Annotated in this window: 14 protein-coding genes; 8 read left to right on the forward strand and 6 right to left on the reverse strand. The window is 44.7% G+C overall.

Translation table 11 applies throughout. The features are described from left to right. Positions 1-49: 49 nt before the first annotated feature. From CPIN_RS25115 to CPIN_RS25125, 3 genes are all read right to left on the reverse strand, one after another. Positions 50-484 (reverse strand): hypothetical protein, encoded by a 435-nt coding sequence (locus tag CPIN_RS25115; RefSeq protein ID WP_012792665.1) that lies wholly within the window; start codon positions 482-484, stop codon positions 50-52. Positions 485-1,010: 526 nt separating this feature from the next. After that, positions 1,011-1,664, reverse strand: coding sequence for a GDSL-type esterase/lipase family protein (locus CPIN_RS25120; protein ID WP_012792666.1), 654 nt, complete (start codon positions 1,662-1,664; stop codon positions 1,011-1,013). A 27-nt stretch (positions 1,665-1,691) separates the two neighbouring features. Next, positions 1,692-2,204, reverse strand: a complete 513-nt coding sequence (locus tag CPIN_RS25125) for an alpha-ketoglutarate-dependent dioxygenase AlkB (RefSeq protein WP_012792667.1) — start codon at positions 2,202-2,204, stop codon at positions 1,692-1,694. Between the two features lie 123 nt (positions 2,205-2,327). Here CPIN_RS25125 and CPIN_RS25130 point away from each other — a divergent pair, with 123 nt between their 5' ends. Beyond that, positions 2,328-3,674 (forward strand): NAD(P)/FAD-dependent oxidoreductase, encoded by a 1,347-nt coding sequence (locus CPIN_RS25130; protein WP_012792668.1) that lies wholly within the window; start codon positions 2,328-2,330, stop codon positions 3,672-3,674. Here CPIN_RS25130 and CPIN_RS25135 read toward each other — a convergent pair. The 3 genes from CPIN_RS25135 to CPIN_RS25145 are packed head-to-tail and all read right to left on the reverse strand — an operon-like array spanning position 3,658 to position 6,746. Further along, positions 3,658-4,830 (reverse strand): DUF5009 domain-containing protein, encoded by a 1,173-nt coding sequence (locus CPIN_RS25135; protein WP_012792669.1) that lies wholly within the window; start codon positions 4,828-4,830, stop codon positions 3,658-3,660. The two genes, CPIN_RS25130 and CPIN_RS25135, sit on opposite strands and share 17 nt — an antisense overlap. Before the next feature lies 1 nt (position 4,831). Beyond that, positions 4,832-6,445, reverse strand: a complete 1,614-nt coding sequence (gene treF / locus CPIN_RS25140; protein WP_012792670.1) for an alpha,alpha-trehalase TreF — start codon at positions 6,443-6,445, stop codon at positions 4,832-4,834. 34 nt (positions 6,446-6,479) lie between these two features. Next, on the reverse strand, positions 6,480-6,746 hold the full coding sequence (locus CPIN_RS25145; RefSeq protein ID WP_012792671.1) for a hypothetical protein: 267 nt from the start codon (positions 6,744-6,746) through the stop codon (positions 6,480-6,482). 125 nt (positions 6,747-6,871) lie between these two features. Between CPIN_RS25145 and CPIN_RS25150 the strand changes: the two genes are divergently transcribed. The 7 genes from CPIN_RS25150 (at position 6,872) to CPIN_RS25180 (ending at position 13,106) form a co-directional block, all read left to right on the forward strand. Then, positions 6,872-7,966 carry a DNA alkylation repair protein gene (locus tag CPIN_RS25150; RefSeq protein ID WP_012792672.1) on the forward strand — a complete coding sequence of 365 codons (1,095 nt, stop codon included), beginning with the start codon at positions 6,872-6,874 and terminating at the stop codon, positions 7,964-7,966. A 143-nt stretch (positions 7,967-8,109) separates the two neighbouring features. Continuing rightward, a complete protein-coding gene (locus CPIN_RS25155) occupies positions 8,110-8,883 on the forward strand; it encodes a DUF899 domain-containing protein (protein ID WP_012792673.1) in 774 nt (257 codons plus the stop codon). An 11-nt stretch (positions 8,884-8,894) separates the two neighbouring features. Beyond that, the gene (locus CPIN_RS25160) at positions 8,895-9,323 is read left to right on the forward strand and encodes a hypothetical protein (protein WP_012792674.1); all 429 of its coding nucleotides are present in this window, start codon (positions 8,895-8,897) and stop codon (positions 9,321-9,323) included. A 44-nt stretch (positions 9,324-9,367) separates the two neighbouring features. Then, positions 9,368-10,003 (forward strand): hypothetical protein, encoded by a 636-nt coding sequence (locus CPIN_RS25165; protein WP_012792675.1) that lies wholly within the window; start codon positions 9,368-9,370, stop codon positions 10,001-10,003. A 7-nt stretch (positions 10,004-10,010) separates the two neighbouring features. Then, the gene (locus CPIN_RS25170) at positions 10,011-10,952 is read left to right on the forward strand and encodes a hypothetical protein (RefSeq protein ID WP_012792676.1); all 942 of its coding nucleotides are present in this window, start codon (positions 10,011-10,013) and stop codon (positions 10,950-10,952) included. Between the two features lie 281 nt (positions 10,953-11,233). Next, positions 11,234-12,034, forward strand: a complete 801-nt coding sequence (locus CPIN_RS25175; RefSeq protein WP_012792677.1) for a hypothetical protein — start codon at positions 11,234-11,236, stop codon at positions 12,032-12,034. Between the two features lie 97 nt (positions 12,035-12,131). Beyond that, positions 12,132-13,106 carry a hypothetical protein gene (locus CPIN_RS25180; protein ID WP_012792678.1) on the forward strand — a complete coding sequence of 325 codons (975 nt, stop codon included), beginning with the start codon at positions 12,132-12,134 and terminating at the stop codon, positions 13,104-13,106. Positions 13,107-13,112 lie beyond the last annotated feature (6 nt).

Raw genomic sequence — 13,112 nt, forward strand, 5'->3', positions numbered from 1 at the left:
TTCAACTACAAGGGCGCTATTTTATTGTCCCTTGAGCTATTACACAAGACTATTTGTATTCCTTTAAGTCCTTCTCTATTTTGTCTATTAACAGGTCCGCTACTGGCACAGCAATCGCCAAAAGAATCGCCAGGATATTGAGAATGCCATGCTCGTCGGTATATTCAAGCATCACTGTCGATAGAAAGTCAGACCAGGGCCCCCTCCAAATGATAATAAAAAACAATAACAAGCAGATGTGATAAATGAAGAGCAGTAGTAATGTACCTATTATAGCAGTGTAAACTTTATTGGTGGCAATTTTCCTTTTTACATAGTAGTAAATTAAGACGCAGAGATAAGTAGGGAATACCGCGCAAAAGAGAAAAAACAACGAAATCACTATAGCTGCTACTAGTGATGACGACGAACCCAGGGTGATGACAAAAGGTAAGATCATAACAAGGCCGACCGCCAGAAATGTGTTTTGTAAGATCCTTTTCATGGTTTTATTTTAGGTAAGGGACTGTAATGTGTGATTATAGATAATCACTTTTATTGGGTTATATACTGTACAGGGATACGATGAATCAGTTTTGTAATTGCAAGGTACTTACTTTAATCAAGGTCAAAAATGATAATGCTCATAAAAATTGCCTGGACATCGATTATTTTCCCGGGTCGGGTTTTATGCTGCGGTTAACTGCCGATATGCCATGATGTTTCAAGAGAAATGCGGTTATTTGATGATGACAGGGCTGGCCTGGTTTTAATTTGCGGTCATTATTTTCAGGGCCGGGTCTTACGCTGCGGTTTCAGATGGGACCTCTGGCTGACGCTCTTTGAAGTTGCTATATATGCAGCTTAGGGGGACGTGTTGGGCGCCCGGCGTCCCAGCCCAACCCGCAGCAAACTGCCCACCCTCAGGACATGTTGATCATCAACTCACATTTCTTTTCTAATAACACCTCAAAAAGCTTCAACAGCAAAACGCCTTATCTATGACACAATAACAGCAAACCATCGAAGCTTTATTTCTTCTTCAGATACGGCTCCACCGCCTTCCTCCATATCGCATACCCCTGTGCATTCATATGCAACATATCTCCCACAAACAGCTCTTCCCGTGGCTTCCCTTCCTTATCCAGCATCAAAGAAAAAACGTTCACATAACTGATATGAGATTGACCGGAAATGTAGTCTTTTATCAACGCATTTGCAGCCTTTGCAATAGGCAGGAACTGTTCTCTGCTGGGACTTGGTTTGATAGAAATGTAAACGATAGGCACTTCAGGCAGTTTCGTTCTGATAGTACTGTAGAGATTTTTAAATCTGTTGAAGATACTATCTGCAGTAATGCCTTTTTCGACGAGGTCATTCTCTCCTACATATATTACGATCTCACGTGGATGATAGGGAAATATAATATCATTGGCATAATATATAATATCATTGGTGACAGCACCACCTACGCCCCTGTTCATAGCGACATAGCTGGCAAATGTCCTTTCCAGGTCATCCCATTTACGGATGGAAGAACTACCGATAAAAAGAATAGGATTGGCAGGAGGAGCATACATTTTATCATACTTCAGAATGGTATTGACATCCTCCTGGTATTTCTGCGCATGTAATATGGTACAAACAGTCAGTGACAGTGCTAAAAGGTAGATTAATTTCTTCATAAACATGGTTATATTGAAAGGTAATAATTATTTAATAGATCTGAAAGTCAGGCTCATTCTTCCCTGACCAGTATCTGCAGCGGGAATGGCGTGTAACCATTCATCCTGTACGGCCTGTGTCATATAGATCAGCGAACCTGCATTGAGTGGAAAATCAACCAGTTCTGTAGGGTCTTGTATATTTTTAAAACGCAGGGTTCTCGTTTCGCCGACAGAAACAATCGCGATACCTGTTCCGGCTTCAAGTATGTCTGTCTGATCGGCATGATAGCCCATTTTGGACTTTCCATCCGGATAGTAGTTGATCAGGCAATTATTAGGGGTAAATCCGAGGGTGGCAGTGATGGCAGTGACGATCTCCTGCAATTCGGGCGTAAAGGCTTGAAAAGGATAGCTTATCTGCGAATAATTATAGGCGACCCCGAAACTTGCGGTTTTGCGGGCAGTCATCCTTTCATCCCATAAAACATTATCTTTCAGTGAAATAAATAAGGCTTCAGGGGCAGCTACAAAGTCTGATATAAAAGTAATTCCGTTCATATGCCTGCAAAAATAGAAAATCAAACCATGAAAGCGGCATCAATATTCGCCCACTTATGACATATGTCACGAGTCATGTAAGCGAGATTGATTATATTTACACACCAGGAAATTATGTTTACAATGGAAAGCTCAGAAACAAGAGAACAAGCAATTAAGGTCGTGATAATAGGCGGAGGATTCGCAGGTATCAATCTGGCACAGAAATTACAACGTGACAAACGCTTTGACATCACATTAGTAGACAAAAATAACTATAACTTTTTCCCCCCTTTAATTTATCAGCTGGCGACGGGATTTCTTGAAACGTCAAGTATCTGTTATCCCTTCCGGAAACTATTCAGAGATAAGCCCAATCTGCACTTTCATATGGGCGAATTTCAGAAGGTGGACCCGGCTGCACATACAATCTACCTGAACAATGGTGAATTACAGTACGATTACCTCGTATTTGCCACAGGTACAGAGACAAACTACTTCGGCAACGACAATATCAAGAAGAGAGCCATTCCGATGAAAACCGTGAATGATGCTTTAGAAATGCGTAACAGGCTGCTCAAGCGACTGGAAATAGCGTCTATTACCAAAGACCCTATTGAAAGGAAAAAGCTGACCACGATCGTGATCGCAGGGGGCGGACCTACCGGGGTAGAAGTCTCCGGGATGCTCGCTGAATTACGGAAATATGTCATCAGGAAAGACTATCCCGAACTGGAAGGACAGGGCGGTGAGATCTACCTAGTGAATGGTGGTGAGAGTCTGCTGGAGCCAATGAGCCCCAAATCGCAGAAACACACCTATAACGCATTACGCAGACTGGGAGTGAAAATCAAGCTAAAAACGAGGGTAAAGGACTTTGTGGACGATCAGGTCATCCTGAACAATGGCGATACGATTCATACCAGCACCCTGATCTGGGCAGCCGGCGTAACCGCTTATCTGCATGAGGGAATTCCTATTGCCAGTACAGGTCCGGGCAGAAGGATGATGACCGACGCCTTTAACAGGGTCATCGGTGTAGATGATATTTATGCTATCGGCGATACCTGTCTTACCAAAACCGACAGTAACTTCCCTGAAGGCCATCCACAGCTGGCACAGGTAGCCCTGCAACAGGGACGTAACCTGGCTAAGAACTTCTCGCTGATGGTGGATAATAAACAGCTGAAGCCTTTCAGTTATGTAGATAAAGGTACCATGGCTATCATTGGCCGTAACAATGCGGTGGCAGATATACCATCGCCCAAGCTGCACTTTAATGGCTTTATAGCCTGGGCGATGTGGTTGTTTGTACACGTCATGGCGCTTATTAACTATCGTAACAGACTGAAGACTATGTACAACTGGACAGTGGCATATTTCACCAGGGACCAGGCATTACGCATGATCATTAAACCGATCCTGCGCCAGCCAGAGGTAAAACCTGAAGTGAAGGCAGCTGAACCAGCCGCTGTTAAATCTTCAACCTGATCTTTTTCTTTTCCATCCATCCTACCAGGAGAATTACCAGGAAAGCAATTGCTACTGACCTGAGCAGCCCCGTCATGCCTTCACTCAACCACGCGGGAAAATGAAAGCCGGCCAGCATCAGCAGTGAATACAGCAGGTATGGTATCAGGTAACAGGTCAGCGTACTGGTGCCAGCCGGACGTATGGCCTTGAACCAGTTCATCTTTCCTTTGATATCGACCAGCCATATCATCGCTGTAAATACCAGTATACTGATTCCACTGCATATGAATACCCAGGCGGGTGTGGAACGTATTTTAGAGATCCCTTCTGTGTAGGGACGCAATACGAAACCGGCAATAATCGCCAATATGCCCAATCCGAGGAAAACGGGCAGCACAGCGCCTTGTTTACCTTTCTTGTCGAGTAGCGTATACAGGGAAGAGATCACCGCACCAGCCACAATCAGGGATACCGAAGAAGCATCGCCTATTATCGGTATATCGACATGTAATATGCCTGCGTGCGTCAGTATATTAATCAGCAGAAAAAGGCCCAGAATAGCCGTAATCGCTGCAAACCGGCCTTTTACCACAAGGTAAAGCGTAGCGGAAACCAAATATGCCCATCCGATGATACCCAGGATACCCCACCAGGATGGCTGCATCCAGTGAGGATCTTCTGCAGAACCCCCTTTATAGAGGGCCGCCAATAGCCCTAAAAGGACAATACCTGCCCCGGTAAGGGTATATTTACGAGCTGCCTTCATATCTGGCGGATAATCGAGCCATACAAGGAAAAAGCCGATGGTGATCAGCAGTTCCCACAAAGCGTAAGGAATGACTGCGGCGGCACTGTAACTTTCGAGATTTACATGAAAGAATCCCATGACGATCATGGCCAGGGACCTTAACAGGATGTGTGATTCGATACTGAAGAAAGAGTCCTGTTTGCTGATACGTTTACCGATCGCAAATGGAATGGAGAGGCCGACAATGAACAGGAAAGCCGGGAATACGGTATCGGCGAAGCCCATACCATCATCCTGGGCTTTAACATGGTCGATCCACTCAGGGATGTTTTTCACACCGCTTACATCGTTGACAAAGATCATGGTAAGCATGGTAAGGGCGCGGAATGCGTCGATTGACAAAAGGCGTTGGGAGGGTTTAAGCATGCTATAAGGTATCAATATTTTTTCCGTTATTCAATAGTCCCTGCTGTTGCATATGCAATATTTTCAACAGCACCCCGTTTGTCCATCCGAATCCATCCTGGTTGGGATATTCGCCCCCTCCTCCTGTCAGCGAGGTATCTTTTACATTATACTTTTCAAGTAGTTTACCAGTCTGTTTAAATACCCTGATATTCTGACGGGACCAGCGATCTGCAATTTCTGAGGCCAGGGTTGTTTTATCATAATTGAGTAGTCCATTGATAGCCATCCATTGCAGCGGCGCCCAGCCATTAGGTGCGTCCCATTGCTCGCCGGTTTCGAAAGGTGTGGAGACCAGTCCGCCGGGATACAGAAATTCTTTCTGCAACACCAGGGTCATACTATCCGCCTGACCTGCTCTGGCAATACCAAAAAAGAAGGGGTACATGCCACCCAGGCTTAGTACAGATGTTCTCTTTTCTTTCTTAAAATCATAATCCCGGAAGAAACCTGTTTTCGGATCCCAGCAGTAACGGAGAATGGCGTCTCTGCGGGTAGCGGCAGCGGATTCGTATTGCAGGGCTTTCAGCGTATTGCCTTTCATGTTATAGGCATCGGCAAGGGTCTGCTCCAGGTTATACAGGAGGCAGTTCAGATCAACGGGGATGATATCTGTAATATGGATGGTTTCCAGTGATTTTCCGTCTTCAAACCAGCGACAGCTATAATCCCAGCCCGATTCTGCCCCGGTCCGGAGTTCGCGGTACACGGCATCATGTAAAGGCGACTTTTTAGCGGTCAGGATATCTTCCCGCCAGGATTCTTCTCTTGGCCAGGTTCCCCGGTCCCAGTAACGGTTTAGCGTCGTACCATCCTTCAGCGTAATCAGGTGTTCTGCAGTATGTTGTCCTTCAGTAGGTTTTTTCATCCAGAAGTGATACTCCTTTTCAAGGACGTCGAGATAAGTGGTCAGGATCTCCTGTTTATGGTCTTCTTTTGCCGATACCAGCAATTGTACCATGAGTGCGAAGTAAGGCGGTTGAGAGCGGGTAAGGTAATAGGTGCGGTTGCCGTTGGGAATGAAGCCGTATGTGCGGATAAGGTAAGCGAAGTTTTTAATCATATGCTCTATGAGATCGATCCGGCCGCTTTCTTTCAGTCCTAACATGGTAAAATAGCTGTCCCAGTAGTAGACCTCACGGAAACGTCCCCCCGGCACCACATAAGGATCTGGCAGCGGTATCAGGGAACCCCAGGTATTAGCGGTATCCGGTAAACGTTTTAAGACATTCCACAAGGATTCGATATGAGCGATCACGTCCTGGGCGGTATCCGTTACATAAGCGGAGGTTGCGGCAGCCGGTACGTAAAAATGATTGTGTACGAACGTCGACAGGTCAAACCCAACGGCAGTACGTTCTTTTGCATAAGATTGCAGTACGCTGGCCGGCGAAGCTTTTGGCGCACAGTCTGCGAATGTTTTACTGTCCGGGAAGATACGCGCTGTCTGTACCTCTTCAAATAATCCGGGGAATTCCTGACGTGGGGAACGTTCTTTTACAAGTGGCTGCTCCTGGTGCTTACAGGCCATAAAACTGGCTATAGCCCCGGTGATGAGCAAAAGTTTTCCATTCATATTTACGTGGTTTCTATATTAAAGGCTACCCTGGTTACCGGTTGACGCGGTTCAGCAGTATAGCGAAAGATCGCATGTATTCTCGCGTTGTATTGACATCACTTTCCGCACCAACAAGTAATTGCCTGAGATCTTCCATCTGTCGCATCAATTCTGCTGAGATGTTATACTTTTTCAGGATAGTAATGGCTTCATCTACCTGTGGCATTGCATAGCTGTGAATCCTGAAGGTGTAAGGCGGGTCAAGGAAATAAGATTTGATCTCTGCGAGTCGTATGATATCCGGATTACTTATTTTCATAATTACACTTTTCAAGCAAACAAAGTGCAAAGTTACGCTATTACGAGGGGATAGCGATAAATTTATCCCTTTTCTACCCTAACGGGACAATCCGTACTTTTGCCGCAGCCGAAAATTTACAGATAATGAGTTTGCTGAAAGATCTCTACTCCCCTGCCTTTTACGACGGATTGGCCAATATACTGGTAAAAACGATTCCTGCATTCAATAAACAAAAATTCATCCAACGGATCTACCAGCCAGGTTTTCAAGAAAAAGAGCTGAAAGAGCGGATGAAACACACCACGGAGGTATTACATGAGTTTCTGCCTGCTGACTACAAAAAGGCGGTCCCATTGATCAAAGACAGTATCGACGCGCTCAGAAAGGCGGGTTATGGAGAGGCGCTGGAATTTATCTTCTTTCCGGATTATCTGGCTACTTACGGACTGGAACACTACGATATATCCGTAAAAGCCCTTGAGTTTGTGACACAGTTTATTACCTGCGAATTTGCGGTAAGGCCGTTTCTGATTAAATATGGCGACAAAATGATGCAACAGATGCAGACCTGGTCTTCGCATAAAAACGCCAAAGTACGCAGATTGTCCACAGAGGGCTGTCGTCCCCGACTTCCCTGGGCAATAGCAGTACCATTCCTGAAGAAAGATCCGTCTTCCATACTTCCTATCCTGGAAAACCTGAAACAGGATCCTTCCGAGTCCGTAAGACGTAGCGTGGCCAACAACCTCAATGACATTGCCAAGGACCATCCGCGTCTGGTCATTGCCATCGCTTCCAAATGGAAGGGGCTTGGTAAAGAAACAGCTGCCATTATTAAACATGGCAGCCGTACCCTGCTCAAACAGGGACATAAAGAAATCCTGGCTCATTATGGCCTGGAAAGCGTGCATGTTGCCTTCAGCAACTTCAAAGTACTGACTCCGAAAGTGAAAACCGGCGATAGTCTGGCATTCTCGTTTACCGTCAGGAATAAAGATGCGCAGGCACAGACCATCCGGCTGGAATATGGCATTTATTACCTGAAACAGAATGGTACTTTATCTAAAAAGGTGTTCAAGATCAGTGAAAAGGCCTATAAACCGGGAGTGCAGGTCGAAATTATACGTAAACAGTCCTTCCGGCTGATCACAACACGGGTATTCTACCCCGGCAAACACCAGCTTTCTATCATCATCAACGGAGAAGAACAACCCGCCAGAAGCTTTGAGCTGATCTAGTGCAGCATCAGATGTCTGGCAAAGCTTTCTTGTACCTGCATAATGGCCAAATATGTCCGGAATACCCCCCGATTTTGGCAATTATGCACTGCAGATTATTCCCCTTAGCGGCAGACATTTGTAGTACACTAAACCTCAAAGACATGAAAGCGTCCAATACTGATCAGGCCCTTGAGCTGGAACACCCTGTAGTCAATGAAACAGAATGGATAAGCGCCCGTAAGGAACTTTTGAAAAAGGAAAAGGAATTAACCCATCTGCGTGATGAAATAAGCAGACTACGCCGTGAGTTGCCCTGGCAGAAAGTAGAAAAAAACTACATTTTTGAAGGTCCGGATGGCCCGGTGTCATTATCTGACCTCTTTGAAGAAAAAAGCCAGCTGATCGTACAGCATTTCATGCTGGGGCCAGGATGGAAGGAAGGTTGTGTCGGTTGTTCCTTTATGGCGGACAATGTAGACAGCGGACTGGTGCACCTGGTAAATCATGATGTGGCTTATGTGGCTATCTCCCGCGCTCCCTACAACGAGATTGTTCCATTTAAACAACGAATGGGCTGGTCTTTCAAATGGGTGTCTTCCAACAAGAACGACTTTAATTTCGACTATAATGTGTCCGCGACAGAAGAAGAGATCGCAAAAAACGAAATGACATACAATTTCGAACGGGTACCTGTATCGGAAAAGGAGTTGCCTGGTATGAGCGTATTCTATAAAGATGAAAACGGAGACATCTACCATACTTATTCTACTTATGCCCGTGGCGCTGAAACAGTGCTCAATACCTATAATCTGCTCGATATAACGCCTAAAGGACGCAATGAGCGGGATGGCGAAGGTAATCTGACTGACTGGGTAAGACACCACGATAAATATCAAAACAAGATGCCGGAAGCACATAGTTGCTGTAGTCATTAAACTTTGATATCATGCGTGCATTTCATTGTTGCGGGGAACATACCTCTTCGGATGTTCCCTGCACTATACAACAGGACCACGGAGGAGATAAAATGCCTGTAAAAACAACGCCTCCACAAAATATCTTCAAAAGAGGGATCCGGTTCATTAAACCCCTGTTACCAGCCTTTCTGCTTGCGATCATCCCTAAATGCCCATTTTGTCTGGCCGCTTATGTGGCGCTGGGTACGGGTGTTGGTCTGTCGGTAACCAGCGCCCGCTGGCTGCATATCACCCTGCTAGGCGCAGCGATCATACCATTGTCCCTGTTTGCTGCCATCAGGATTGGCAATTATCTCTATAAAGACCACCTGGCTGCTTCCATACTACGGCAACAGCAGCTATTGTTTATCAGCCTGTTGGGCATGTTAATCGGCTGTAGTTTATTATGGCTGTTCTGAGTCAGGGATTTTGCTACCTTTGGGCAACTGAGCCCTGATATTTGATGAAATACCTATACCTTTTTATACTAGTCGTGTTGTTGTGCAATTGCCGTACCGCACAATCTTCCCGCTCCTCCGCTACTTCTTCCGATACATTGGTACGTATTACGGCCTGGGGGTACCCTGATGGTGACTTCGCGGAAGCCAGGTATGAACTGTCGAGAAAATGGGGATTCTACTATGACCCGGTAGGCAACTGCACCCTGGACCAGGCAGCCATTGATTCATTGACACGGTTAAACGAAATTGCTACCCGTCCACTCATTAAAAAATACGGCAAAAACTGGGCAGTCAAATTCAACCGGGAGATGTGTATCATGGGCGCCAGTCCACAAACAATGTATATACTCTCCATACTTAGTTTGATGGAAACCTGGGATGTAACGAAGGCATTCGGGGCACGGGGCGATACTGTCTTCTACCATTTTACACCCACCCGACAGAAAGGGATTTACCATGCTGACGCGATGAGATGGACACAAAATAACGGTGTGAAAGAATGGGGCTCACTAATGAGATATAGGATTGACAACAGTACATTCAACGTGAAACTGATCAGTAAGCGATTTATAAGAGAAGATACTGTCAGATCACCGCTTTATTACGCAGACGCCAGTTTAATGCTTCAACAGAGATAAATAAGCGATGCAAAGGAATACAACTGCACTTACAACAACGGAGATCGAATTATTGGAGGAACTTCATGCCAGGGAACAAAGTATTGGGAAAACAAGACTCAAATTTGGTTTGATATTGCTGCTGGCAGCTGTACTGATCACCATATCGGGCTGGTATGATATCAATGTACGTTCTGTAGGAATGCTGTTATTGATCCCTGGTTTATTTTTCACGATCTTCGCCATCATAAAGCGGCGAAAAAGCAAACAATACAGCCTCTCACAGCACAATACCAAACAGGAAGTGTCAGGTATATTAGTGTACGCTGAGCTGGTCAGCCATGGTGTCATCTGCTATACCTTCAGAGATTGCCAGGTAGAACTTTACATCCCTACCACAAATAGCCTTAACAGATATGAGTCTTTCAGCTATAAAAGTCTGATTGATAAAGCGGATATACTGACAGGGACATCTGTAACCCTGTCCTACTTAACACTCAGACCTGGCGTTAATATTTTACTGGATATCCATTATGACGAATACAGTCATGTTGAATCCCTTATTCCTGTTAATGCAACAGACATTGAAAAATTTGAGGGCATAAACTATAAAAACACCTGGATTTGCCTGGGAACTGCTACTGTAATAACAATATTATGGGGTCTCGATACAGGGTTTAGTGCAGGAAGAACTTTGCTGATCTTTCTCTTTTTTATTGCTATCATACCTGTGATGTTTTATTCCAATTCGAAGAAAAAGCTGGCACGGAACAAACTGGTTATACGTACAACAGTTACCGAAGTACTACACCTGTTATCTGAAGATGAATTTATTTATTACCGGCTGGCAGATGGTACGCTATTTCATGTATCGAACAGAAAATATGATCCGGGAGATAGGATAGAAATACAGATCGTGGAGAACAGTCAGGGCGGTAAGGAGACATTTATAAGAGAGATAACGATATAAGGGATGATAATCCCGGATGGCATACACCACTATTAAAAAATGATCTTTATCTTTCCCTTATAACAGTTTAAATACCAGGGGTTGTTTTCTGGTTTTATCTCATTTGAAATACTATGACGCATACGCAGGCTTTATCACAAAAATCCCTTTCATTGCTACAATCCATAAGGAATAACGAGCGCAGGGCTTTAGGCAAGGATCTTATACATTCAATTATTTTTATCCTGCTGGGAACAGGATTGGTCTGGCTAACCAGGGGATCACACCTAAAGAAACACGATATGGCAGGCGTATTGCTCCTGGGCGCAGGACTACTTTTCTTTGTAAAAACGATGGTGCTGATAGTGTGGAATGTCCTGAATCCCGGTGCAAACAAACATCCAGACGCAGCGTCAACTATTCAGGAACCGTTGATGCGTATTGAAGTTATTGACAAAAAGTGCATACGCTATCACTTTCCCAGTCAACAGATTGATCTGCATATCCCTTGTGGTAAAACTTATCATACTGTTCATTATGACAGGAGGCTCTATGAGGCGGAATCGCTTATCAACACACCTGTAAAACTGACTTATACCACCTATCCTTCGGGCGTTCATGTACTTCTTGATCTCGTATACGATCAATACCTGCCTAATACTTCCGTTGCACCGTTAACGGAAAAAGACAGGAAAAATCTATTGACGTGGGTTAACCTGGGCTTTGGCCTCTTCTGGGGCTTCCTGTTGCTGGTTACATTCACCGGTATAGCAGCATCCCGCTTCGATTCGCAGACAATCTTTGTCATGCTGGCTATTGTAGTACCCATTACGCTACTGTCTTATGCCATCTGGTATTTTCAGAGACGTCCCGTCACACAGGCAAAAAATAAGAACATTATCACCACGACTATCAGTGAAAAAATAACTGTATTGGAACCCCACATAAAATCCAATAAACACGATACTTATTACAGACTTGCCGACGGACATATCTTCTACACGAATGATAAACGGTTTAAACCTGGCGATACCGTTATCGTAACATTCATGCAGCATAAAAATGGTAACAACGATCGCCTGATAAGCATTTCAAGAAAATAAGCTAATTTCTTCCATATATGATCAGTGTGTCCATTTGCCGGATAATATTTATCTTTCCGGTCTGACGAATCATTAAGTATAGCCCATATCATAACCAATGCAAACAACAACCCTTCTAACAGACCGGGACATTAAAATACTGAAAGACCTCAAGCAACCCGATGGTGTATCTATAAAAGCTTTACTGATAATGGGCGTAGCCCTGTTCATAATGGGTATAGCTATCTGTATCATTTCCATTTCAGAAGAATTCCTGATCATACTGGGATTGATTGTGCTGCTGATGGGAGCAGGTATTACCTTCGCAGGTGCGCGGATGCGATGGAAGACAAACACCTATTTCGCCAATCCGCCACATGGCAATATGAAGCAGGTAGTGAATGACCAACTCTTGCGCGTAGAACTCATTAATAAAAAAGTACTCCGTTATTGTTTTAACGGCTATGAGCTGGAGCTTTATGTGGCCAGTGGCATAGGCCACCATCCAGCCAGCTTCCGGCACAAACGTCCAATCGATGAAGTCAGGACACTACGTAATACACCTGTTCAATTATCCTATGTGGAGTATATACCAGGAGAAAAGGTCTTATTAGATATCGCTTACAGGCAATATAACAGCTATTCGGAGACGGTTTTACCGATCACCGAGGAAGACCGGAAAAAGAGTCTGAGCGGCAATGCCGGTGCCGCCGGCTGTATTCTTGGAATAGCGGTATTTCTTGGTATTGTGTTTGGCTTTATGACAGGCTTTGATAGTAAAACGTTTCCGCTCATTCTCATTTTCGGCGTGGGACCTATGATCGCAATTGGCTTTGGGGTAATCTCCTACATGAGCTGGAAAGCCAGGCAGGCGACGAATAAAATAACCATCCGAACAACGATCACGGAAGTGGTGGTGTTCTGGATAAGAAGCGGGAAATCGAGTAGTAAGGATACCTTCTACAGACTGGGAGACGGTACGCTGGTACATATTACCAATATGCCGTTTCAACCTGGCGACAATGTATTGATACAGTTCCTGCAAAACAACAATGGCACACGGGGATTTGTGATTGAAATGATTAAGATCTGATGTACC

The sequence above is a fragment of the Chitinophaga pinensis DSM 2588 genome, from assembly GCF_000024005.1.
GTDB classification, from domain to species: domain Bacteria; phylum Bacteroidota; class Bacteroidia; order Chitinophagales; family Chitinophagaceae; genus Chitinophaga; species Chitinophaga pinensis.

Coding starts and splice junctions, on each gene's coding strand:
- CPIN_RS25175 (WP_012792677.1), top strand. CDS start 11,234: ATGGCAGGCGTATTGCTCCTGGGCGCAGGACTACTTTTCTTTGTAAAA.
- CPIN_RS25115 (WP_012792665.1), bottom strand. CDS start 484: ATGAAAAGGATCTTACAAAACACATTTCTGGCGGTCGGCCTTGTTATG.
- CPIN_RS25130 (WP_012792668.1), top strand. CDS start 2,328: ATGGAAAGCTCAGAAACAAGAGAACAAGCAATTAAGGTCGTGATAATA.
- CPIN_RS25125 (WP_012792667.1), bottom strand. CDS start 2,204: ATGAACGGAATTACTTTTATATCAGACTTTGTAGCTGCCCCTGAAGCC.
- treF (WP_012792670.1), bottom strand. CDS start 6,445: ATGAATGGAAAACTTTTGCTCATCACCGGGGCTATAGCCAGTTTTATG.
- CPIN_RS25120 (WP_012792666.1), bottom strand. CDS start 1,664: ATGAAGAAATTAATCTACCTTTTAGCACTGTCACTGACTGTTTGTACC.
- CPIN_RS25155 (WP_012792673.1), top strand. CDS start 8,110: ATGAAAGCGTCCAATACTGATCAGGCCCTTGAGCTGGAACACCCTGTA.
- CPIN_RS25150 (WP_012792672.1), top strand. CDS start 6,872: ATGAGTTTGCTGAAAGATCTCTACTCCCCTGCCTTTTACGACGGATTG.
- CPIN_RS25180 (WP_012792678.1), top strand. CDS start 12,132: ATGCAAACAACAACCCTTCTAACAGACCGGGACATTAAAATACTGAAA.
- CPIN_RS25165 (WP_012792675.1), top strand. CDS start 9,368: ATGAAATACCTATACCTTTTTATACTAGTCGTGTTGTTGTGCAATTGC.
- CPIN_RS25135 (WP_012792669.1), bottom strand. CDS start 4,830: ATGCTTAAACCCTCCCAACGCCTTTTGTCAATCGACGCATTCCGCGCC.
- CPIN_RS25145 (WP_012792671.1), bottom strand. CDS start 6,746: ATGAAAATAAGTAATCCGGATATCATACGACTCGCAGAGATCAAATCT.
- CPIN_RS25170 (WP_012792676.1), top strand. CDS start 10,011: ATGCAAAGGAATACAACTGCACTTACAACAACGGAGATCGAATTATTG.
- CPIN_RS25160 (WP_012792674.1), top strand. CDS start 8,895: ATGCGTGCATTTCATTGTTGCGGGGAACATACCTCTTCGGATGTTCCC.